The following is a 21346-nucleotide window of genomic DNA, read 5'->3' on the forward strand; positions in this document are numbered from 1 at the left end:
CCGGATCAGCGCGTGCCGGGCCGGTGTTCGCTGATCCAGCGGGCGGCGAGCAGCCCGGAGCCCGCGGTGAGTACGGCGGCCGCGATGACGGTCGCGTTGAGCCCGAAGGCGTCCGCGAGGAGGCCGGCCACCAGGGCGCCGACGGCATAGCCGATGTCGCGCCAGAAGCGGTAGGTCCCGAGTGCGTTGACGCGCCAGGCGGGGTGGGCATGGTCGGAGACCGAGGCGATCAGGGCCGGGTAGACCATGGCGGTGCCCAGACCGAGGGCGGCGGCGGACAGGACGCCGGCCAGCAGCGGGCGGTCGAGCAGTGCCAGGGCGAGCACGAAGCCGCCGGCCTGGACGAGCATGCCCGTGACGATGAGGGGCTTGCGGCCGATGCGGTCGGCGAGGTGGCCCGTGGGGATCTGGCCGATGCCCCACAGGATGGGGTAGAGGCCCTTGATCAGGCCGATGGCGGCGAAGCCGAGGCCGTGTTCGGTGAAGAGCAGGGGGAAGACTCCCCAGGTCAGACCGTCGTTCAGATTGTTGACGAGGCCGGCCTGGCTGGCGCCGCGCAGGGAGCGGACGCGCCAGGAGGTGCGGGCGAAGACGGCGGCCAGTGTGGTGTCCTCACCGGCCGGCAGCGGCTTGGCGTGCTGGGCGAGCTCGAGGGCGACGTGCGCGGCGGTGTCACGGACGATCACGGACAGACCGAGCCCGGCGGCGACGAAGACGACGCCGATGAGTTCGGGGGCGGGGCGCAGGCCATAGGCGGTGGCGAGGTAGCCGGTGAGCAGCGCGGTGACCCCGACGGCGGTGTAGCCGGCGGCCTCGTTGACGCCGGTGGCCAGTCCGCGACGTGCGGGGCCCACGAGGTCGATCTTCATGTTGACGGTCATCGACCAGGTCAGACCCTGGTTGATGCCGAGCAGGACGTTCGCGGCGACGATCCAGCCCCAGGACGGCGCCCAGGCCAGGGCGAAGGGCACGGGGACACCGATCAGCCAGCCGGTGACCAGGAGCTGTTTGCGGCGGAAGCGGGCGGTCAGTGCCCCGGCGGCGAGGTTGGTCAGCGCCTTGGTGACACCGAAGGCGATGATGAAGGAGAAGACGGCCAGGTCACTGGTCAGATGGAAGACGTCGGCGCCGATCAGCGGGACCGTGGTGCGTTCCAGGCCGACCAGGCCGCCGACGCAGACGTTGACGACGACGAGCAGGGTGAACTGCGGCCAGTTCTCCCGCAGGCCCAGCCGGATCGGCGGGTCGGGAGTGGTCGTGGCGGCCGGGTGGTGGGAGGTGCTCACGGCTGAATGCCCTCCGTGCCCTCGGCGAGCCGCTGACCATGGGCGGCGGCGTAGTCGGCGGGTCCGCCGTCGAGGACCGCCACATCGGTGTGGCCCGCGCGCTCCAGGAGACTGGCGGCGGTCATGGCCCGCTCGCCGTGTCCACAGGCCACGACCGCGCCCTCGGGGGCGTCGACGGCGCGGGCGCCGAGGCTCGCGAGCTCGATGTGCACGGCTCCCGGGACATGCCCGGCCGTGAACTCGGAGCTCTGGCGGACGTCGACATAGGGCCGGTCCGCGGTGCGGTCGGCCGTGATGAACGCGGTGGTGGCCTGCGCGTTGCCGGCCGCGAGCCAGGCCGGCATGCCCCCGGCCAGGCGTCCGGACAGCCGCTCGTAACCGATCTTGTACGCCTGCCAGACGATCTCGGCCGGCTCCTGGTCCTCGGCGCTGACGAACGCGATCGGGGCGGACTCGGGCAGCAGCCAGCCCAGCCAGGTGGCGAACTGATCGCGCAGCGGGATCGAGAGCGCACCGGGGATGTGTCCGGCGGCGAAGTCCGCGGCCGGGCGGACGTCGAGCACCTGATCGCCCCGTGCGAGCAGGTCGGCCAGCTGTCCGGCGGTGAGGTCGGGCAGGGCCGGAGTGCCGGTCAGGATGCCAGCGCCCCGGCGGTTGGCCTCGGCGAGCCGGCCGAAGTACGCCGGGTAGCTGCCCAGGCCGCTCAGCAGCCGTCGTACGAAGGTGTCCTCGTCCGGGGCGGCCAGGAGCGGATTGCTCCGCTTCTGTGCGCCGATGGTGGAGGTGCGCTCGCTGCCCGGCGGCGCCGAGCAGAAGGAGCCGGCTCCGTGGGTGGGCCACACCCGGGTCTCGTCGGGCAGCGCGGCCAGTCGTCGCAGTGAGCGGTACTGGGTGCGGGCCAGCTCCTCGGTGCGGTCGGCTCCGAGGAGGTCGGTGCGGGCGGCGGAGTTCACGATCATCGAGCCGCCGGTGAACACGCCGAGCTCGTGGTCGCCGTCCAGCAGCAGGAACGACAGGTGTTCGTCGGTGTGGCCGGGCGTGGCCAGGGCGCGCAGGGTCAGTCCGCCGAGGTCCGTCTCGTCGCCGTCGGCCAGCGGCGTGTGGGGGAAGACCCGCCGGCCGGCGGCGGAGGCCAGCACGCGCGCGCCGTCGTCGTGCGCCAGCTGGACGGCGCCGGAGAGGAAGTCCGCGTGCAGATGCGTGTCGGCCGCGAACGCGACGGTCAGGCCGCGCCGGTCCGCGGCCTTCCGCAGGGCGCGCAGGTCACGGGCGGCGTCCACGGCCAGGGCGCGCCCGTCGCCGAGGTCGACGAGGTAGGCGCTGTTGCCGAGTCCGGCGTCGACCAGGGGTATCAGGTGGTCGTCGGCAAACCCCATCAGGTCCTCCAGGATTCGGATGCGAGGCGGCGTGTGGTCACAGCACCCTCCTTCATCTACACTATTCCATGGATTTATGGAGGATGACATGGCGGGTAGCGACTCGGCCGGTACGAACCCCACCGGTGCGGACTCGGCCGGTACGAAGGCGCAGCTGTACGACGCGTTCGCCACCAGCGGCAAGGCGCTGGCCAGCGGAAAACGCCTGGAACTGCTCGACCTGCTCGCCCAGGGCGAGCGGACGGTCGACGCCCTCGCCAAGGCGGCGGGGCTGAACCTGACGACGGCCTCGGCGCATCTGCAGACGCTCAAGCAGGCCGGGTTCGTCGCCACCCGCCGCGAGGGCGTCCGCATCCACTACCGGCTCGCGGGCGACGACGTCGCCCAGCTGTTCGCGCTGCTGCGCAAGGTCGCCGAACGCCACCAGGCCACCGTGTCCGGTGCCCGGGACGCCTACCTCGGCGAGGACGGCGCGGCGGAAGTCACCCACGAAGAGCTGCGTGCCCGTGCGGCCGCCGGAGACGTACTGGTGCTGGACGTGCGGCCGATGGAGGAGTACCGGGCGGGACACATCCCCGGCGCACGCTCCATCCCGGTCGACGAACTCACCGACCGGATCAGCGAGTTGCCCGAGGACACCGACATCGTCGTGTACTGCCGGGGCGAGTACTGCGTACTCGCCTATGACGCTGTACGGCTGCTGACCGACCGCGGACGCCGGGCGATCCGTCTGAACGACGGCATGCTGGAGTGGCGCCTGGCCGAACTGCCCGTCGAGGCCGAGGACTTGGCATGACAGGGCGCTTCGCGCCCGTACGTCGACCCCGCACCCCCGCCCGCAGCCGTCACCGCCACCCGGAAGAGACATGACGAGTACGCAATCAGCCGGCACCTCCTCCATATCCGACGTCGTCCCGGCCCAGCGCCGCGTCCTGCGCGTGCTGGTCGCCTCTCAGGTCCTCAGTGGTGCCGGGCTCGCCGCCGGAGTCACCGTCGGTGCCCTGCTCGCGCAGGACATGCTCGGGACCACCAGCCTCGCCGGGCTGCCCAGCGCCCTGTTCACCGCCGGGTCCGCGCTCGCCGCCGTCGCCGTCGGCCGTATCTCCCAGGCGCGCGGCCGCCGCCCCGGCCTGACCACGGGATACCTCACCGGAGCCATCGGCAGCGCCGCCGTCATCACCGCCGCTGTCCTGGACAATTCCGTTCTGCTGTTCCTCGCGCTGTTCGTCTACGGCGCCGGCACCGCCACCAACCTCCAGGCCCGCTATGCCGGAGCCGACCTCGCCGACCCCGCCCACCGCGCCCGTGCCGTCTCCACCGTCCTCGTCGCGACCACGCTCGGGGGCGTCGTCGGCCCCAACCTCGCCTCACCCACCGGCGACCTCGCGCACGTCCTCGGCATTCCCCGCCTGGCCGGACCCTTCCTGCTGGCCGGCGCCGCCTACGCGCTGGCAGCCCTCGTCCTGGCCGTGTGGCTGCGCCCCGACCCCCTCCTGCTCGCCCGCACCCTCGACCAGCAACGGGCGACGTCGACCGACGCGACAGAGCGAGCGGCGTCGACGGACGAACGCCGCCGCCCCGGAGTCGTACCGGGCGCACTGGTCATGGTCCTCACCCAGTTGGTGATGGTCGCCATCATGACGATGACGCCCGTCCATATGCAGGACCACGGTCACGGCACCGCCGCCTCCGGGCTCGTCATTGCCATCCACGTCGGCGCGATGTACCTCCCCTCACCGCTCACCGGCTGGCTCGTCGACCGCTACGGCCGTATCCCGGTCGCCGCCGGATCCGGCATCACGCTCCTCGCCTCCGGCATCCTCGCCGCCGCCGCGCCCGGCGACTCCGTAGCGTTGCTGGCCCTCGCGCTCGCCCTGCTCGGACTCGGCTGGAACCTCGGCCTCGTCTCCGGCACCGCGATCATCACCGACGCCGTGCCCCTCGCCGCCCGGGCCAGGACGCAGGGCCTGGTCGATGTCTCGATCGCCGTCGCCGGCGCCACCGGCGGCCTCGCCTCCGGCATCGTCGTCAACGCCGCGGGCTACCCCGTCCTCGCCCTCACCGGCGGCATCCTCGCCCTGGCCGTCCTGCCCGCCATCGCCGCCACCGCGAGCAGCCGATGACCCTCCACCCGGCACCCGGCCTCACCGTCGACGGCACCGGCCTGCTCTGCGTCACCCTGCTGCTCAAGCTCCGCGCCGCCGTCGACGCCGCACGGCCCGGCACCGTCGTACACGTCATCGCCACCGACCCGGCCGCACCCCTCGACCTGCCCGCCTGGTGCCACATGACCGGCCACGACTACCTCGGCCCCGTCCCGGGAGACCGCACGGTGTACGCCCTACGGCTGGCCGCCGACGCGCGCCTCACCCGTCCCGGCGCCCCCTGGCACACAGCCGACCACTGACCTGCGCCGGGCAGGGCCGCCCGCGAAAGCACCCCGCGGGCGGCCGTGCCCGGGACGGTGCAGTCTGGAAGATGTGGATGTCCGGCAAGGCATGGCCGGCCTGCGGCAGCCGTGGCAGTCGAGCCATGCGCTGCTGGTGATCCCGATCGCGCTCATCGTGGTGATCACGGTGGTGGACCAGCTGGTCCCGGCCGACATCCATCTCGGTCCGCTCCTGGTCATCGCCCCCGCGATCACCGTGTCGTTCGCGGGACCCTGGCTGACCGGGCTGATCGGGTTCCTGGCCGTGGCGGCGCAGGCGTACATCGGCTGGCACTTCGGCGTGCTGTTCTCGCGCAATGTGCTGGTGCAGATCCTTGCCCTGGCGGTGCTGTCGGCGCTCACGGTGTTCTACTGCGTCGTACGTGAGCGACGACTGCGCCAACTGGCCCAGGTGCGCGCGGTCGCCGAAGCCGCGCAGCACGTCCTGCTGTGGCCGCTGCCCGAGCGGATCGGTCCGCTGACGATCGCCTGCCTGTACCTGGCCGCCGAGGACGAGGCCCAGATCGGCGGTGATCTGTACGCCGCGACCTCGACCGACACCGGCGTGCGGGTCGTGATCGGCGACGTACGGGGCAAGGGCCTGTCCGCCATCGGCGAGGCCGCCCTCATCATCGGGGCCTTCCGTGAGGCCGCCCACCAGCACACCTCCCTGCCCGAGCTGGCCGCCGCGCTGGAACGGAGCGTGGCCCGGAACCTGCCCGACCTGGTGCCCGAGGAGGAGCCGGGGGAGCGGTTCGCCACTGTGCTGCTGGTGGAGATTCCGGACGAGGGCCATCTCACCCGGATCCTCAGCTGCGGTCACCCTCCGCCCCTGCTGCTGAGCCCCGCCGGGACCGTCACGATTCCGGTGCACCCGGCGCCCCCGCTGGGCGTCGGCGCGCCGACACCCACCGAGTACACCCTCGACGTGTTCTCCTTCGAGCCCGAGGACACCCTCCTGCTCTACACCGACGGCGTCATCGAGGCCCGCGATCCCGGCGGCGTCTTCTACCCGCTCGCGGAACGGGCAGCGCAGTGGGCCGGCAGCGCGCCCGAAGAACTCCTGCACCACGTCCGCCGCGACCTCCTCGCCCACGTCGGCGGACGCCTCGAGGACGACGCCGCGATCATCGCGCTCTGCCGCACACCCGAAACGCACCGCCACCGACGGGGCATCCACATGGGCAGGTCCGCTCTCGGCACCGGAAACGCCGTGCACCTCCGGACGCGCACCCTGCCGGACTGAGGCAGCCGCGACACCCCCCTGTCCACGCACGCGTCAACCGGCAACCGGCCGATTCCCATGAGGCTCCGAAAGCTCCAGAGGCGGTTCCTGAAGCCGACGCGGACAACACCGCCGAAGGAGAAGGGAACGATGACGGTGAGGCGGTCACCGAGACGCCTCCCGGCACCTGACCCTGACCTGTGCCACGCAGGGAACGCGGGGCGACACCGCGCCGTGTGCAGGTCTGTGGCAGGAGGATGCGTGCGGGCGGGGCATGGTGGGTGTGTGATCGTGCTCGCTGTCGTGTGCGCTGTGCTGGGGGCCGCCAGCAATGCGGTGGGAACGGCCTTCCAGCGGAAGGCCGCCTCCTCGGTGTCCCGGGGCGGCGGCTTTCGTCTGCTGGCCGCTCTCGTACGGCGCCCTGCCTGGCTGATCGGTATCGCCGGCGTCATGGGCGCCGCCGCGTTCCAGGCACTGGCCCTGGTGAACGGGCCCATGGCCCTGGTCCAGCCGCTGTTCATCCTGGAGCTGCCGTTCGCCCTGCTGGTGGCCGCTCCGCTGATGCACCGCAGGCTGCCCGCGAAAGGCTGGTGGGCGGTCGGGGCCGTGGTCACCGGACTGGCCGTGGTCCTGGCCGCGGCAGCACCGGCGGGCACCCGGAACCAGGCGGCCATGGTGCGCTGGGTGCCGGTCCTGGTGCTGCTGCCGGGAGCGATGGCGGCGGCCGTCGTGCTGGCCCGACCGGCCCGCTCGCCGCTCCTTCGCGCGGCCGCGCTCGCCACGGCCGCCGCGATCGGCAACGCCCTGACCGCGGCACTCATGAAGTCCGCCACGGGGCGGCTCGCCGACGCGGGCCTGCCCGCGTTCCTCACCACCTGGCAGACGTACGGCTTCGCCCTGGTCGGCATCTGCGCGGTCCTGCTGTTGGAGAACTCCCTGCAGGCCGGCTCACTGGCCGCTTCACAGCCCGCGCTGACCATCGGTGACGCGACGATGAGCCTCGTCCTGGGCGTGGTCCTGTTCAGCGAGCACATCCGCACGGGCTGGTGGATCCTGCCGGAGGTGGCCGGGGCCCTGCTGATCGTGTGGGGCGTCGTACGGCTCACCCGCGTGGTACCTCACCTCATCGAGCTCGCTCACTAGGGGGGTGTACGGCCGACATGGCCGCAGGGCGCCGTACCTCCAGGACAACCGCCGTCCCGGCCACGGACCGGTCCTCGTGCATGGTGATCACATGACCGGGCCGAAGGTGCTGCCACAGCGAGGGGGTAAGAGGAGCGAGGCGCACGGTGGCTCGGCCGCCGGGCTTCAGGAAGGGCGTGCGTTCCACCCACAGCCTGGCGATCGCGAGGTCCGGTTCACCGGTCGGGGGCCGGCTGCCGATGTCCCACATCGGTCGCAGTACACCGGCGCCCGAGATGGGCGTCTGCCGTCGGGATTCGGCGGCCGGGCGGAGGGTGAGGTCGGCTCGGACAACGCCGTTGCGGGTCTCGTCACAGCGCCAGTGACACCAGGCCGCGCTCTTCTCCAGCCGCAGTTGTTCGGCCGCGGTCGCCAAGGTCTCCCAGAAGCCGAGCGGAAGCGGTCGGGTGTCACCGAGTTCTTCCAGCAGCCCGAGGGCAAGCTCCCACTCGTCCCCAACGAGGTACTCCCAGACGTCGTTCACCGTGATGTCGTTCTCGGTGGCGATCTCCTCGGGAACCAGTAGCAAAGCGGCTTCCAGCAGCTCGGTGACGTCCATGCCCCGATTCTGAACCACCGTCTCCTGTCAGACGGCGGTGGCAGGGCGTGGGATGCCGTGGAAGACCTGGCGGGTGTGCCACTCGCGGTGGGCCGCCGCGATGGGTCGAGTGCCGCACTGGGGGCCGATCAGTGGTCGGCCCGCGAGCGCTATGACGTGCTCGCGGGCTGCCGGGCTGTGGCCGACGAAGCGCTGCGAGACCAGGATGCGGTGACCGTCACCGACACCGAGGACACCCTTGTCGAAGAGCTTGTGGTGCAGCGAGCACAGACACAGACCGTTCTCGACGTCGTCCGGACCGCCGAACGCCCACCATCGCACGTGCGCGGCCTCCAGCCCGACCGGAACCGCGCCGATCCTGCCGTCGTAACCGCAGAACGCGCAGCGGTACTCGTACGCGGTCAGCACCAGCTCCCGCATCCGCCGGTCCCGCTGCCGCCGCGCCGTGGCGAGTTGCTCGGCCTCCGCCGGCTCCAGCTGCAGTCCGACGGCTTCACACAGCTCGGTGTGGAGCGAGGACGGGAAGTGCAGGTCGAGCAGCAGACGCGCGATCCTGCCGAGCAGCGGCGGTTCGCGTCGCAACGCCGTCCTCAGCTCCGGCGCGAGCCGCCCGGTGGCACCCGTCTCCCGAAGATCCCGCACCCCGCTTCCGGGACTGCCTGGCCCACGGTCGGTACGCACCTCCCAGACGCCGTCACTGACCAGGTGGTGGAAGGGGTAGGCGGGCGTCGTCTTGTGCGGCGGCCCGTACTCGGTCAACAGCCGCTGCAGATCCTCCTCCACGGCGGTGTACCGCAGTCCGCCGTCGGCGTCCTCCTGAAACCGGCCGAGGGCGTACAGGAGGAGCAGCGGCTTGTGGGGAGCGCGCGTGCCGCTCCTGGTCCACTGCCTCAACTTCGCGGTGCGCTCGAGCCAGTCCATGGCTGATGATCGTAGTGAGTCGGGCCGGCCACCACTGAGCCGGTGACGGGGAGGGCGCCAGGAGCCCGGTCAGTGCCTCAGCCGTCGTGGGGCTGAGGGCCCGGCAGCCGGCGGCGCGCCCATCTCTCCGCCTGATCGGCATGCGTCATCAGGCGGGCCTCTCTCCGCGGACGCCATGTCAGGTCGGCGATGAACAGCGCCACCACCAGCCAGGAGGACACGGCCTCCCCGGTCGACCCATGGAAGGTGTCGTCGAGCGCGACGAACACCGACACCACGGCAGCGAACAGCACCACCCACCGTACCCACCCACCGCGTTCCCGGGTCCGGCGCAGACCGTCCGCGTAGGCGACGACGGCGGGAGCCAGGCGGGCCTCGCCGATGTCCTCGCCGCGCCGGGTGGCGCGTACGACCGCCGCTCGCCCGGCGCGGCTGAGTTCCTGGGCCCCGGGCCAGGCCTTGCTCATCCGACGGGCCGTCATGGGGCCGTAGAAGCCGGTCAGCACGAGGAACACCACGGCGGCGATCGGCCAGGCGCCCGACTCGATGAGTGCGAACGCACCGGCGAAGAGGCCGGTGGGGACTCCGACACCGAGTGCCCTGCCGACCGGTTTCCTTTCCCACACCCAGCCAGGAATCACCGCCACGGGCTCATGGTGGCAGCAGCGGGGGCGCAAGCGATCGGATCACCGCACCGGCGCGTCGGTGCGCAGTCCGGCCCCCGTCGGCACAGGACGAACCGCCGTTCCCCTCACGAGGCCGTACGGCGCAACTGCGGCGGCACTGCCCACCACTGGTCCGGGCGGTCCACCACCACGGCGTCCGGGCCGGTCTCGAGGAACCGGGCGAGGCGGAAAAGGTACGCCGCGATGCCCGCCGCTCCCTGCATCCATGTCGTGCCCGGCGGCAGCAGCGGTGGGTCCTCGCGGTGTTCCAGGAAGCGCCAGCGGGCGCCCGCCTCGTCCCTGATCGCCCGCGCCACCAGCGCGTCGCCCATCGTGCGCGCCGCCTGAAGGAGGGTTTCGGCTCTTGCCGTGCCCGCGCAGTCCTGTGCCGCGTCCAGGAGTACGTCCCCCACGCCGGCCGTTCCGCAGCAGCGGCCGTCGTTGTCCCAGAAGCCCGGCCGCAGGCGCTTTGGGACTCCCGAGGTGAGGATCGAGGTCAGGCAGCGCTGCCGCAGTTCGCCGACGTCGAGGCCTGCCACCTCGGCCACGCCCGCGTGCGACAGCGCCGAGAACAGATGAGAGGTGCCCGCCGGCCCATGGCACCAGGTGTACGTCACCGGCTCCACCTCCCGCTTCGACGGCGGGACGGTGTGCGGGACGATGAAGCCGCCGTCCCCCAACGAGCCTACGGACAGCACGTGTTGGGCTCCCCGCACCGCGGCCTCGACGAAGTCCTCCCGATGCAGCACCGCACCGGCCACGGCCAGCGCGGCGGCCACTCCGGAGGTGCCGTGCGAGTAGTTCGGGGCCCTCGACTCCATGCCCGGCGCCATCCCCCAGTCCAGGCCCGCTTCCGTTCGGTCCGCCGTGCGCAGCAGGGCCTCACCGCCTGTTGTCGCGATGTCCTTTGCGAACTCACCGCCTGCCCAGACGGCGGTCATCACCACACCGGCGGACCCCATGATGATGTCGTTGAAGGGCGTGTGGGAACCCGGCTCCCATTCGATGGTGCTGTGCCAGCCTTCGGGGGTGGCCAGGCCGGCCAACCGCCGCAGTGCGATCGATTCCTCGCCCGGGGCGAGCAGCTTCAGCGCCAGCGTGTCGCCTGCCAGGCCGTCGTACAGCGATGGTTCCGTTCTGCCCTCGGCTTCTTCCGAGAGTCTGTTCACGATGCCCGTCGCAAGGGCATGCTCGCTGTCGGTCCATGCCCGGTACTGCTCGATCTCCGCCAGCACCGGAGCGAGGCCGGCGATCCCCGCGTACAGCGAGTCGCGATCCTTCGGCGGTGCCGTGTCCTGGCCTTCCTCCGGCGCCGGATCGGGCACCGTCTCCGGCAGCCACGGGCCCTTGTCATCGAGGACCTGCCTCAGCACCCATGACCAGGCGGCCTCTCCCAGCTCCCGGTACGCGTCGCTCTTCACCACCCGGACACGCTACAACTGGCCCCTCCCGAAGGGCACCTGTGTTTTCGGCCCCATGATCCGGCGGGCGGCCCGGGTCCGTACGGCCACCGCCGAGATGGCTGCCGTGTCCGGTATGGACGCCTATGGTGAGGTGTGATCAACAGTGACACCGTCCGCCGTCGGCAGGGCCACCGGCCGGGGTACAAGGCCGCGGCGGGTGTCTTCGCCGTCGGCATGATGGGTACGACCCTGCCGACGCCGCTGTACGGGCTGTACCGGCAGCAGATCGGGTTCTCCGAGCTCACCGTCACCGTGGTGTTCGCCGTCTATGCGGTGGGCGTCATCACCGCTCTGCTGATCGCCGGTGGCTTCTCCGACGTGCTGGGGAGGCGCCCGGTGCTGCTGGGCGCGCTCGCCCTGGCCGCGCTCAGCGCGCTGTGCTTCCTGTCCGAGGGCGGACTGCCACTGCTGTACGTGGGCCGGGTGCTGTCGGGCTTCTCGGCGGGGCTGCTCAGCGGAACGGGCACCGCGACCGTCCTCGACCTGGCACCGCCCGGGCGGCGCGCACGTGCCGCACTGGCGGCGACCGCGGCCAACATGGGGGGCCTGGGACTCGGCCCTCTCGTCTCCGGCCTCCTGGCCCAGTACGCACCCTGGCCGCTCAAGCTGCCCTTCGTCGTGCATCTGGTGCTCGTGGCGATCGCCGTCGCGGTCACCTGCCTCCTGCCCGAGACCGTGCACCACGCCGGGCCCCGGCCCCTGCTGCGGCCGCAGGGCATGACCGTCCCACCCGAGGTGCGCGGCGTGTTCGCGCCCTGCGCGCTGGCGGCCTTGGCGGGCTTTTCCCTGCTCGGCCTGTTCACGGCGGTGGCCCCGGCCTTCCTCGCCCAGACGCTCGGCGAACGCAACCTGGCGGTGGTCGGTGCCGTCGTCTTCTGTGTGTTCGGCTCCTCGACCTGCGGCCAGGTGCTCATGGGACGCGTCGGGGCGCGCAGGGCCCTGCCATGGGGGTGCCTGGTGCTCGTCACCGGCCTCCTCGTCATCGCGGTCTCGCTGCTCGTGACGTCCTTCCCGGTGCTGCTGGTGGGCGCGGTGACGGGCGGCGTGGGACAGGGCATGGCGTTCCGTGCGGGCCTGACGGCGGTGAGCTCCGCGGCGCCCGAGGCACAGCGTGGCGCCACCATCTCGGCGTTCTTCGTCGTCGCGTATGTGGGGATCTCCCTGCCGGTCGTCGGCGTGGGTTCCCTGACGGAGGCACTGGGAGTGCGCGATGCCGGTCTGGTGTTCACGGGGTGTGCGGTCCTCCTGGTCACGGCAGTGGGCCTCCGGGTGAGGCGTCACCCACCCCGAGACCTGTGAGGTGGGCGCAGATCATCGGTGAGACGGAGCTCAGCGGCCGTTCGAGAGAAACCGCTCCCGGTCGACGACCGCCCGGTCGATCTCGCCCTGCGCGACCAGCCTCCCCGAACCGTCGACGGCCCGTACCCGGAACGTGAGGCGCCGGCCCGCGACGGCCGGAGGTTCGGCGAAGACCTCCACGCACTCGCCGACCCGGGTGGCTCGCACATGCTCGACACGCAGCGCCGTCCCCACCGTTGTCCGGCCCGTCCCGACGAACGGCGTGGCGGCCCGCATCGTCGCCGCCTCCATCCACGCGATCAGCCGCGGAGTGGCCAGCACGGGCACGTCCCCACTGCCCACCGCCATCGCCGTATCGGCCTCGGTCACCTCATGGCGCATCGCATCACGCTAGCCCGCCATGGCGGCGGCATCCAACCGCTGGGACTACCGTGGTGATCCGTGAAGATCTGGTTGCCCCTGGACGCCGTACCCCGCCTAGTCGGCGCGGTGGTCCTCGGGGCCGTCGTCGGCGTGGCCGTCGGACTGCCGATCGATCCGTATCTGGGTGTCCTCGCGGGCATCGCCGCAACGGGGCTGGTCTTCGTCCTGGCAGGCTGGCTGGTGCTGTGGCCGATGGACGCCACCGCCACCCACCGCAATGCCCGGCGCGAGGACTTCCGGCCCCTCGCCGAGGAACTCGTGATCGTCGCGGTGGCCCTGTGCGGACTGATCGCCATCGTGCTGATGCTCGTGCGCAGCCGGTCCGATACCGGCCACGCCGCTGCCGCGACCGCGCTCGGCGGGGTCTTCATGGCATGGGCCGCGCTGCACCTGATGTACGCCACCCGCTATGCCGCCGTGTACTACGAGACGGCCGGTGGGATCGACTTCAACTCGGACCGCCCACCGGCGTACCGGGACTTCTTCTACTTCAGCTACAACCTCGGCATGACCTACCAGGTGTCCGACAACAACGTCTCGAGTTCGGCCATCCGTGCGATCGTGCTGCGGCACGCCCTGATCTCGTACGTCTTCGGCACCAGCATCCTCGCCACCGCCATCAACCTCGTGGTGGGAATCGTCAGCGGCTGAGGCCGTACGCGCGCGGACCCACCCGAGTCGCAGCAGGATGAAAATCGAGCAGCATGAAGTGAGGGACATTTCGTTCCGACGACGACAGGTTTCCTTCGCACCCCGTGAGGAGGCGGGCCCGTGCTCGAGTTGCAGCCCGTGATCGTTCCGCCTGCCCAAGCCGCCCTGTTCCTCGTGGTGACCATCACGCCGGGCCGCGAGGAGACCGTCCGGGACCTGCTGGAGGATGTCTCGGGCCTGTGCCGCTCGGTCGCCTTCCGCGCGCCCGACGGCGAACTCAGCTGCGTCGTCGGCATCGGATCCAGGGCCTGGGACCGGCTGTTCAGCGGACCGCGCCCACGGGAGTTGCACCCGTTCGTGGAACTGGCCGGTGAGCGCCACCGGGCCCCGGCAACACCGGGGGACCTCCTGTTCCATGTGCGCGGGCGCCGTACGGACCTCTGTTTCGAACTGGCCCGGCTGATCGCGGAGCGGCTGAGCGGTGCGGTCACGGTGGTCGACGAAGTGCATGGCTTCAAGTACTTCGACGAGCGCGACCTGCTCGGCTTCGTCGACGGCAGCGAGAACCCCGGCGGCCGGGTCGCGGCCGATGCCGTGCTCATCGGCGACGAGGACCCCGGCTTCAGAGGTGGCAGCTATGTGATCGTGCAGAAGTACCTGCACGACATGACGGCGTGGAACGCCCTGCCGACGGAGGAGCAGGACAAGGTCATCGGGCGGACCAAGCTGACCAACGTCGAACTCCCCGACGACATCAAGCCCGCCGACTCGCACGTGGCGCTCAACACCATCACCGACGAGGACGGCAACGAGCGCAAGATCATTCGCGAGAACATGCCGTTCGGCAGCATCGCGGAGGGTGAGTTCGGCACGTACTTCATCGGCTACGCCCGTACGCCCGACGTGACCGAAGAGATGCTCAGGCACATGTTCCTCGGCGACGGCCGAGCCAGGCACGACCGCATCCTCGACTACTCGACCGCGGTCACCGGATGCCTGTTCCACGTGCCCACGGTCACCTTCCTCGACGACCTTCCCGCGGCTCCCGTCACGGAAGCCGCGGTGGCCGGGTGACCTGCGCCGAATCGCGCCGCCGTGGGCTCTGTGGAATCGTGGGTGGTCGGAACGCAGGTTGCTTTCGGATGCCCCGTATCTGCGGGAGGTGGCCATGTCCTCGAAGCGACGCCGGAAGAAGAAGTCCCGCCGCAAGCACGCCGCGAACCACGGGCGCCGTCCGCAGTGCTAGTGAAGCGGTGCCGGTGAAGGTGTAGGGGTGGGCCGGGTGCACGCCCGTCGGCGTGCACCCGTCTGGGGGTGGGCGTGCGGCCGTGTGGCTGAGCGTCAGGCGCCGTTGCGGCGGAAGGTGCGTTCGAAGGACGCGAAGGCGGCCTCCTGGCGCCACTCGACTGCCGCCTTGGGGCTGGACGCGAGCAGGTCACGGCAGCGCCGGCTGGGCGCGGGAGTGCCGAGCGAGTCCCCCTGGCAGGCGGCGACGGGGTGGTAGCCGACTGCCGTCGGGTTGCCCCGCCACAGACTGGCGCCGCCCAGGAAGGCGTACTGGACGGAGGCGCGGGCCAAGTCCTTGAGCTGGGGGTAGGACAGCGCGTACGTGTCGTGGGCGTACTGGTATTCGTGGCTGATGTCGATGCGGGAGACGCCGGGGTCGTCGGTGGCCAGGACGATCGGGACGCCGTAGGCGCGATACGTCTGGAAGGGGTGCTCGGCACCCTTGACACCGAGGATCTGGGCGTTGCTGGAGAAGGGCACCTCGACGGCCACCTGGCGAGCGGCCATGGTGCGGGCGAGCGCCGGCCAGTTGTTCTCGTGGACGAAGTCGACTCCGTGGCCGATGCGCTCGGCGTGGGCGACGTCGACGGCCTCGTCGATGTGGAAGGTGAGCTCTTCCGGTTTGACCAGGCCGGGCCGCAACTCACCGGCGTGCAGGGTCACATGGGCGCGCGGGTACTGGGTGCGCAGATAGGCGATCATGCGCATCTGGAGGCTGTAGTCGCGCAGCGCGATCTCCCCGTCCTCGGGCTGGACCAGGTTGATGGCGACGAACCGTCCGTCGCGCTCGGCCAGCCGCATGCCCAGGGCGATCTGGGTGAAGACGCGCTCGGGCGCGGTGCCGCGCGAGACCTGCGAGATCCACCGCACGGTCAGACGGCAGCCGGGCCTCGGGCGGTTGGTGCCGCAGCGCTCCTCGGCGCGGAACTCGGCGTCGGCGTCGTCGGCCTCCTTGCGTGCGTCGGCGACCAATTTGTCCAGTTTGCCGCCCGCGACGAGCTTGCTGTGCAGGCGGGCGAGGTCGTCGTCCCAGCCGACCTCGGCGGCGAGCCGGCGGGCGCCGTCGGAGGCGGGGGTGACCATGGTCTCGAGGTAGAACTGGTTCTGCCCCGCGATGCCCTCGGCGACCTGGGCGAGCTGCTTGCCCCGATGGCTCCCGGTGACCGCGCCGAACTTGCCGAACGTGGCGAAGAAGTGGTCGTGCCCGCTCTGGTCGGGCGGGAAGTCCTGCATGGACCAGCCCCTGATCACGGCCTGACGGAAGGCGGGGTCGGTGCGGGTGTCCGCGGCCGGGCGGGTGCCCGGTCCACACGGCGGCTGTACGGCGGTCAGCGTGGCCGTGTCGATGCACAGGCCCTCCTCGGCGGCGAGCTGGAGGAGGTACTCGGTCGCCACCGCGCCGGAGAGGTGGTTGTGCAGGTCCCCGCCCTTGGGCAGGTGCCGGAAGAAGTTCCGCTGCAGGCTGGGGTTGCCGTCGAGGGAGCGCAGGTAGGCGTCGGTGCGGAACTCGGCGACCGTCACCGGCCGCGGCGGCGGAGGCAGGTCGACGCGTGCGGTGGTGGGCCGGGCGGCAGCCGGAGCGACCGACAGCGGCGCAAGAAGCGCGGCCAGGGCGACCGCGCCCAGCCCGACGGGGAGCAGGGCCCGGTGCCGGTTCATGGTGGGGGGTGTTGGAGGGGTCACCCCGGCATGATGACCAGCCAGGTGACCGGATTCCGGTAGGACCAGGGGTGTTTGCGCCACAGTCACCTGGTAGGGGCGGCGCGCGGAGGCGCATCGCCGCCCATGTCGGCGAGGCAGCCGCCGCTCCCGATACCGGCCGCCGTCAGGGTACGGCTCACCGCGGAGCCCTATGAATCGGGCAGTACGCCGATAACGTCGCAAGTACCGGCAAGTTGCCCCTGTTGTCCCCGGAAGAGGGCCACTTGGCCCTAGTCGCCGACGGTTCTGGGACTGTTCGGCCCTATCCGGCCCCGGCACCCCTGCGACGATCATGTGGCGGCGGCCGGGAAGGCCCGGTACCCACCCGCACTGTGGCACTTCCCGGTCGCTTCCACATGACACGAGGAGGGCACCGTCCGGTGGGCGAGATGCAGGAACATCAGTTGGAGACCGTGCGGCCGGCGACCGCGGTGGTCTCCACGGCCAGAGCGATATCCGGGGGTACGGAGCAGACGGCCGGCCGGCGGTCGACGTGGGCGCAGTGGCTGACGACCACCGACCACAAGAAGATCGGCACGATGTACCTGGTGACCGCCTTCGCGTTCTTCATCGTCGGTGGTGTGCTGGCACTGCTGATGCGCGCCGAGCTGGCCCGCCCCGGCCTGCAGGTCATGACGAACGAGCAGTTCAACCAGGCGTTCACCATGCACGGCTCGATCATGCTGCTGATGTTCGCGATGCCGCTGTTCACCGGCTTCGCGAACTGGATCATGCCGCTCCAGATCGGCGCCCCGGACGTCGCCTTCCCGCGTCTGAACATGCTCGCCTACTGGCTCTTCCTGTTCGGCTCCTCGATCGCGGCGTTCGGCTTCCTCACCCCGGGCGGCGCGGCCGACTTCGGGTGGTTCCTGTACGCGCCGCTGTCGGACGCCGTGCACTCGCCGGGCCTCGGCGCGGATCTGTGGATCATGGGCGTCGCGCTGTCCGGGTTCGGATCGATCCTCGGTGCGGTCAACTTCATCACCACGATCATCTGCATGCGCGCACCCGGCATGACGATGTTCCGCATGCCGATCTTCGCGTGGAACGTGCTGCTGACCGCGCTCCTGATCCTGATCGTGTTCCCGGTGCTGGCCGCGGCGCTGTTCGCGCTCGAGTGCGACCGCAAGTTCGGCAGTCACATCTTCGACGCGGCCAACGGCGGGGCACTGCTGTGGCAACACCTCTTCTGGTTCTTCGGCCATCCAGAGGTGTACATCCTGGCGTTGCCGTTCTTCGGCATCGTCTCCGAGGTCATCCCGGTCTTCGCCCGCAAGCCGATGTTCGGCTACATGGGCCTGATCGCCGCGACGATCGCGATCGCGGGTCTCTCGGTGACGGTGTGGGCGCACCACATGTACGTCACCGGCGGTGTGCTGCTGCCGTTCTTCTCCTTCATGACCTTCCTGATAGCCGTGCCGACCGGGGTGAAGTTCTTCAACTGGATCGGCACCATGTGGAAGGGCTCGTTGTCGTTCGAGACCCCGATGCTGTGGACCACGGGCTTCCTGATCACGTTCCTCTTCGGAGGCCTGACGGGCGTGATCCTGGCGTCACCGCCGATGGACTTCCACATCTCCGACTCGTACTTCGTCGTCGCCCACTTCCACTACACGGTCTTCGGTACGGTCGTGTACGCGATGTTCGCCGGATTCCACTTCTGGTGGCCCAAGTTCACCGGCAAGATGCTCGACGAACGACTTGGCAAGATCACCTTCTGGACGCTCACCGTCGGCTTCCACGGCACGTTCCTGGTCCAGCACTGGCTGGGGGCCGAGGGCATGCCGCGCCGGTACGCGGACTACCTCGCGGCCGACGGGTTCACCGCCCTGAACACCATCTCGACGATCAGCTCGTTCGTGCTGGGCCTGTCGATCCTGCCGTTCTTCTACAACGTCTGGAAGACCGCCAAGTACGGCAAGCCGGTCGATGTCAACGACCCGTGGGGATACGGCCGTTCGCTGGAGTGGGCGACGTCCTGCCCGCCGCCGCGCCACAACTTCGTCCAGCTTCCGCAGATTCGCAGCGAGTCCCCGGCGTTCGACCTGCACCACCCGGAGATCGCCGCGCTCGAGGCGGCGAGGTAGGCCATGCCCCAAGCCGTCCTCGCCATGGGAGTCGCAGTCACCACCGCGTCCGGCTGTGTCTGGTACGTACCGGCGCTCGTCGACCTGCGCGCCGGCGCGGACCGGCCCGTCTCCCGGCGCAGTGCCGCCGCGGCCTGCCTCATCGGCTGGGGCACAACGGGGTGCGTCGCGGTGCTGCTTCTCGTCGCCGAGGGATGGTGGATTCCGTCCGCCGTGGCCGCGTTGGGCATCGCGGTCACGGCGGCCCTTCGGATACGCGCCGCCGTGGAGCAGCGGCGGGAGCGGCGCGAGGTCGCAGTCCAATGGACGGAGCTACGTCACGATCAGCCCCCGCGCGACCCCGGACGCCCCCGAAAGGCCGTTGCCGTCCTCATCGGCTGCGCGCTGACGGCGGCTTCGGTCCCGCTCTGCCTCTGGGCGGTCGCGAGCCCCGACGCCGGCACGGGCTGGTGGGCACTTGCCGCCGTCCCGTCGACGATCGGCCTGTCCCTCGTCATCGCGGTCACGTACATGCAGGTGATCCGGCGTCCTGCGGGGACTTCACCGGCCCTCGCCGGAAGGGACCGCCGACCACCGCGACGATGACGTCACCGTAGGACCCCGGTAGGTGCGGGCCCCCGCCCGCACCGCTCGCCGGACAGGCCGGCCCGCGCGACAATGAGCAGGTGCCGTGGTGCCCGGTGCGGCCCACCGCCCGCGCGGGCCTCGGCAGGTCCAGCCGCCGCGCGTTCGAGGGAGCGGTCATCGATGGACATGAAGTTCGAGGTCGTGGTGATTCCGGTTCGCCGACGTCGACCTGGCCAAGGACTTCTATCGGGCGCTGGGATGGCGTCTCGACGCCGACTTCCCCGGCGAGGACGGCTTCCGGGTCGTACAGTTCACCCCGCCCGGCTCCAAGGCGTCGGTCATCTTCGGCAAGGACGTCACCGCGACGGAACCGGGTTCCCTGCGGAACCTGTATCTCATCGTCACCGACATCGACGCGGCCCGGTCCGAACTCGTGGACCGCGGAGCGATGTGTCCGAGGTGTTCCATGACGCCGGCGGGATCTTCCATCACAGCGGATCCGACAAGCGCGTACCCGGCCGTGCACCGGCACCCGGTGACTACGGCTCGTTCGCCACGTTCGCCGCCCCCGACGGCAACACCTGGTTCCTGCAGGAGGTCAAGACCCGGGCACCCGGGCGATGACCGTGCCCACGACAGAGGTTCCGCAGGGTAGGCGCCGGAGAGCGGCACCGCCTGCGGGGGACGCCGGAGGAGCTACATGAGTGCAGCCGTGGACCCCGACCGGACCGAATGGGATGTGATCGTTCTGGGCGGCGCCGCCGCCGGGGAGAACGCCGCGCAGTACGCCACGCAGTTCTCGGGCCTGGACGCGGTGCTGGTCGAGGCGGAGCTTGTCGGCGGTGAGTGCTCGTACTGGGCGTGCATGCCCAGCAAGGCGCTGCTGCGGCCGGGCGAGATGCTGGAGAACTCCCGGCATGTGCCCGGAGTGGCCTCCCTGATCGCCCGACGCGGGCTGGACGTGTCCGCCGTCCTGGCCCGCCGGGACCGGGTCGTCAACGGACTCGACGACAGCTCGCAGGTCCAGTGGGCTCTGAACACCGGCATCGACGTGGTCCGCGGCCATGGTCGGCTCGACGGCGAGCGCACCCTGCGGGTCACCGGTGCCGAGGGCGACGAGCGCACCCTGACCGCCCGGCACGCGGTGGTGATCGACACGGGCTCGTGCACGACGGTCCCGCCCGTCCCCGGTCTGGCCGACGCCCGGGCGTGGACCTCGCGCGACGTCACCAATCTGCACGAGGTGCCGCGCAGCGTGGTGATCGTGGGCGGCGGCGTGGTCGCCTGCGAGTCCGCCACCTGGCTGCAGTCCCTCGGTGTCGAGGTGACCGTCGTCCACCGCGGTACGGGCCTGCTCGGCCGTGTCGAGCCCTTCGCCGGCCGGATGGTCGCCGACCGGCTGCGGGAGGCCGGGGTGAAGCTGGTCCCTGACCGGTCGGTGAACTCGGTGTCCCGGAAGAACCCGCGGGACACGGGAGTCGGCATGGTGCACGGCGGACCGGTCACCCTGGTGCTCGACGACAACGGCGAGATCACGGCGGACGAACTGGTGCTCGGCACCGGACGCACCCCCAACACGCAGGACATCGGCCTGTCCACCGTCGGTCTGCCCGACGGCGGCTTCCTCACCGTCGACGACGGACAGGCCGTACAGGGCGTGGACGGGCACTGGCTCTATGCCATCGGCGACGTCTGCGGTCGCGCGCTGCTCACGCACATGGGCAAGTACCAGGCGCGGATCGCCGGTGAGGTGATCGCCGCGCGCGCCCTGGGACGCCCGCCGGTCGACCCGCTGACCACCGCGGACGGTCACCGCGGCACTCCGCAAGTGACGTTCACCGAACCGGAGGTGGGCTCGGCGGGCCTGACCGAGCAGCAGGCCCGCGCGGCGGGCATCGACGTCGAGACCGTCGAGTACGACATGGCGGGCCTCGCCGGCACCTACGTGATGCGCGAGGACTATGTCGGCCGCGCCAAACTGGTCGTCGACCGGGCCATGGACACCATCGTGGGGGCGACCTTCGTCGGGTCCGGCATCGCGGAACTCGTGCACTCCGCGACGGTGGCCATCGTGGCACGCGTACCGCTGTCCGTGCTGTGGCACGTCGTCCCGAGCTATCCGACGGCCTCCGAGGTCTGGCTGCGCCTGCTGGAGGGACTGCGCGCCCAGCGCCACGCCGCGTCGTGACGGTGCGGGAGAGGCGCTGGTCCCGCTGGTGATACCGG

Annotated in this window: 21 protein-coding genes; 13 read left to right on the top strand and 8 right to left on the bottom strand. The window is 71.0% G+C overall.

The features are described 5' to 3' along the window. Positions 1-5: 5 nt before the first annotated feature. On the bottom strand, positions 6-1286 hold the full coding sequence (locus tag N8I87_RS37710; protein ID WP_263215346.1) for an MFS transporter: 1281 nt from the start codon (positions 1284-1286) through the stop codon (positions 6-8). Continuing rightward, complete coding sequence (locus N8I87_RS37715) at positions 1283-2662, bottom strand: MBL fold metallo-hydrolase (RefSeq protein ID WP_263215347.1); 1380 nt, start codon at positions 2660-2662, stop codon at positions 1283-1285. Before N8I87_RS37715 ends, N8I87_RS37710 begins: the two co-directional genes overlap by 4 nt. A gap of 88 nt (positions 2663-2750) precedes the next feature. Here N8I87_RS37715 and N8I87_RS37720 point away from each other — a divergent pair, with 88 nt between their 5' ends. The 5 genes from N8I87_RS37720 to N8I87_RS37740 all read left to right on the top strand — a co-directional run bounded on the left by N8I87_RS37720 (position 2751) and on the right by N8I87_RS37740 (position 7458). Beyond that, positions 2751-3458: an ArsR/SmtB family transcription factor gene (locus N8I87_RS37720; protein WP_263215348.1), complete on the top strand. Its 708-nt coding sequence runs from the start codon at positions 2751-2753 to the stop codon at positions 3456-3458. Between the two features lie 70 nt (positions 3459-3528). Beyond that, entirely contained in the window at positions 3529-4785 is a 1257-nt protein-coding gene (locus N8I87_RS37725) for an MFS transporter (RefSeq protein WP_263215349.1), read from the top strand. Then, a complete protein-coding gene (locus tag N8I87_RS37730) occupies positions 4782-5069 on the top strand; it encodes a sulfurtransferase TusA family protein (protein WP_263215350.1) in 288 nt (95 codons plus the stop codon). Before N8I87_RS37725 ends, N8I87_RS37730 begins: the two co-directional genes overlap by 4 nt. Positions 5070-5160: 91 nt before the next feature. Then, positions 5161-6336 (top strand): PP2C family protein-serine/threonine phosphatase, encoded by a 1176-nt coding sequence (locus N8I87_RS37735; protein ID WP_263216859.1) that lies wholly within the window; start codon positions 5161-5163, stop codon positions 6334-6336. A 264-nt stretch (positions 6337-6600) separates the two neighbouring features. Then, positions 6601-7458, top strand: coding sequence for a DMT family transporter (locus N8I87_RS37740; protein WP_263215351.1), 858 nt, complete (start codon positions 6601-6603; stop codon positions 7456-7458). Here N8I87_RS37740 and N8I87_RS37745 read toward each other — a convergent pair. The 4 genes from N8I87_RS37745 to N8I87_RS37760 all read right to left on the bottom strand — a co-directional run bounded on the left by N8I87_RS37745 (position 7439) and on the right by N8I87_RS37760 (position 11066). Beyond that, entirely contained in the window at positions 7439-8056 is a 618-nt protein-coding gene (locus N8I87_RS37745; RefSeq protein ID WP_263215352.1) for a hypothetical protein, read from the bottom strand. The genes N8I87_RS37740 and N8I87_RS37745 overlap by 20 nt on opposite strands. A 27-nt stretch (positions 8057-8083) precedes the next feature. Next, on the bottom strand, positions 8084-8977 hold the full coding sequence (locus N8I87_RS37750; RefSeq protein ID WP_263215353.1) for a phosphorothioated DNA-binding restriction endonuclease: 894 nt from the start codon (positions 8975-8977) through the stop codon (positions 8084-8086). 77 nt (positions 8978-9054) lie between these two features. Beyond that, positions 9055-9624, bottom strand: a complete 570-nt coding sequence (locus N8I87_RS37755; RefSeq protein ID WP_263215355.1) for a hypothetical protein — start codon at positions 9622-9624, stop codon at positions 9055-9057. A gap of 104 nt (positions 9625-9728) precedes the next feature. Beyond that, complete coding sequence (locus tag N8I87_RS37760; protein ID WP_263215356.1) at positions 9729-11066, bottom strand: lanthionine synthetase LanC family protein; 1338 nt, start codon at positions 11064-11066, stop codon at positions 9729-9731. A 132-nt stretch (positions 11067-11198) separates the two neighbouring features. On the opposite strand from N8I87_RS37760, the gene N8I87_RS37765 reads away from it, so the two are divergent. Next, positions 11199-12404: an MFS transporter gene (locus N8I87_RS37765; protein WP_411577334.1), complete on the top strand. Its 1206-nt coding sequence runs from the start codon at positions 11199-11201 to the stop codon at positions 12402-12404. A gap of 30 nt (positions 12405-12434) precedes the next feature. Here N8I87_RS37765 and N8I87_RS37770 read toward each other — a convergent pair whose 3' ends face one another. Continuing rightward, the gene (locus N8I87_RS37770) at positions 12435-12785 is read right to left on the bottom strand and encodes a thioesterase family protein (protein WP_263215357.1); all 351 of its coding nucleotides are present in this window, start codon (positions 12783-12785) and stop codon (positions 12435-12437) included. Between the two features lie 60 nt (positions 12786-12845). Between N8I87_RS37770 and N8I87_RS37775 the strand changes: the two genes are divergently transcribed. From N8I87_RS37775 to N8I87_RS44880, 3 genes are all read left to right on the top strand, one after another. Further along, on the top strand, positions 12846-13478 hold the full coding sequence (locus N8I87_RS37775; protein ID WP_263215358.1) for a DUF1345 domain-containing protein: 633 nt from the start codon (positions 12846-12848) through the stop codon (positions 13476-13478). 120 nt (positions 13479-13598) lie between these two features. Next, a complete protein-coding gene (locus N8I87_RS37780) occupies positions 13599-14552 on the top strand; it encodes a Dyp-type peroxidase (protein WP_263215359.1) in 954 nt (317 codons plus the stop codon). A 94-nt stretch (positions 14553-14646) separates the two neighbouring features. Beyond that, entirely contained in the window at positions 14647-14724 is a 78-nt protein-coding gene (locus N8I87_RS44880) for a hypothetical protein (RefSeq protein WP_466330927.1), read from the top strand. Between the two features lie 95 nt (positions 14725-14819). Here the strand turns inward: N8I87_RS44880 and N8I87_RS37785 are convergent, their stop codons facing one another. Continuing rightward, positions 14820-16424 (bottom strand): adenosine deaminase family protein, encoded by a 1605-nt coding sequence (locus N8I87_RS37785; RefSeq protein ID WP_263215360.1) that lies wholly within the window; start codon positions 16422-16424, stop codon positions 14820-14822. A 431-nt stretch (positions 16425-16855) separates the two neighbouring features. Between N8I87_RS37785 and ctaD the strand changes: the two genes are divergently transcribed. The 4 genes from ctaD to N8I87_RS37805 all read left to right on the top strand — a co-directional run bounded on the left by ctaD (position 16856) and on the right by N8I87_RS37805 (position 21308). After that, the gene (gene ctaD, locus N8I87_RS37790; RefSeq protein WP_263216861.1) at positions 16856-18553 is read left to right on the top strand and encodes an aa3-type cytochrome oxidase subunit I; all 1698 of its coding nucleotides are present in this window, start codon (positions 16856-16858) and stop codon (positions 18551-18553) included. Between the two features lie 3 nt (positions 18554-18556). Beyond that, on the top strand, positions 18557-19138 hold the full coding sequence (locus tag N8I87_RS37795; protein WP_263215361.1) for a hypothetical protein: 582 nt from the start codon (positions 18557-18559) through the stop codon (positions 19136-19138). A gap of 432 nt (positions 19139-19570) precedes the next feature. Continuing rightward, positions 19571-19744, top strand: a complete 174-nt coding sequence (locus N8I87_RS44145) for a hypothetical protein (protein WP_317633526.1) — start codon at positions 19571-19573, stop codon at positions 19742-19744. A gap of 76 nt (positions 19745-19820) precedes the next feature. Further along, positions 19821-21308: a dihydrolipoyl dehydrogenase family protein gene (locus N8I87_RS37805; protein WP_263215362.1), complete on the top strand. Its 1488-nt coding sequence runs from the start codon at positions 19821-19823 to the stop codon at positions 21306-21308. Positions 21309-21346 lie beyond the last annotated feature (38 nt).

This window comes from Streptomyces sp. HUAS 15-9 (assembly GCF_025642155.1).
Lineage (GTDB): Bacteria > Actinomycetota > Actinomycetes > Streptomycetales > Streptomycetaceae > Streptomyces.

What these genes read in the sequence shown, in the direction of transcription:
- N8I87_RS37715 (WP_263215347.1), bottom strand. Translation starts at nt 2,662, where the DNA reads ATGGGGTTTGCCGACGACCACCTGATACCCCTGGTCGACGCCGGACTC.
- N8I87_RS37720 (WP_263215348.1), top strand. Translation starts at nt 2,751, where the DNA reads ATGGCGGGTAGCGACTCGGCCGGTACGAACCCCACCGGTGCGGACTCG.
- N8I87_RS37725 (WP_263215349.1), top strand. Translation starts at nt 3,529, where the DNA reads ATGACGAGTACGCAATCAGCCGGCACCTCCTCCATATCCGACGTCGTC.
- N8I87_RS37730 (WP_263215350.1), top strand. Translation starts at nt 4,782, where the DNA reads ATGACCCTCCACCCGGCACCCGGCCTCACCGTCGACGGCACCGGCCTG.
- N8I87_RS37735 (WP_263216859.1), top strand. Translation starts at nt 5,161, where the DNA reads ATGGCCGGCCTGCGGCAGCCGTGGCAGTCGAGCCATGCGCTGCTGGTG.
- N8I87_RS37745 (WP_263215352.1), bottom strand. Translation starts at nt 8,056, where the DNA reads ATGGACGTCACCGAGCTGCTGGAAGCCGCTTTGCTACTGGTTCCCGAG.
- N8I87_RS37750 (WP_263215353.1), bottom strand. Translation starts at nt 8,977, where the DNA reads ATGGACTGGCTCGAGCGCACCGCGAAGTTGAGGCAGTGGACCAGGAGC.
- N8I87_RS37770 (WP_263215357.1), bottom strand. Translation starts at nt 12,785, where the DNA reads ATGCGCCATGAGGTGACCGAGGCCGATACGGCGATGGCGGTGGGCAGT.
- N8I87_RS44880 (WP_466330927.1), top strand. Translation starts at nt 14,647, where the DNA reads ATGTCCTCGAAGCGACGCCGGAAGAAGAAGTCCCGCCGCAAGCACGCC.
- N8I87_RS37785 (WP_263215360.1), bottom strand. Translation starts at nt 16,424, where the DNA reads ATGAACCGGCACCGGGCCCTGCTCCCCGTCGGGCTGGGCGCGGTCGCC.
- ctaD (WP_263216861.1), top strand. Translation starts at nt 16,856, where the DNA reads ATGCAGGAACATCAGTTGGAGACCGTGCGGCCGGCGACCGCGGTGGTC.
- N8I87_RS37795 (WP_263215361.1), top strand. Translation starts at nt 18,557, where the DNA reads ATGCCCCAAGCCGTCCTCGCCATGGGAGTCGCAGTCACCACCGCGTCC.
- N8I87_RS37805 (WP_263215362.1), top strand. Translation starts at nt 19,821, where the DNA reads ATGAGTGCAGCCGTGGACCCCGACCGGACCGAATGGGATGTGATCGTT.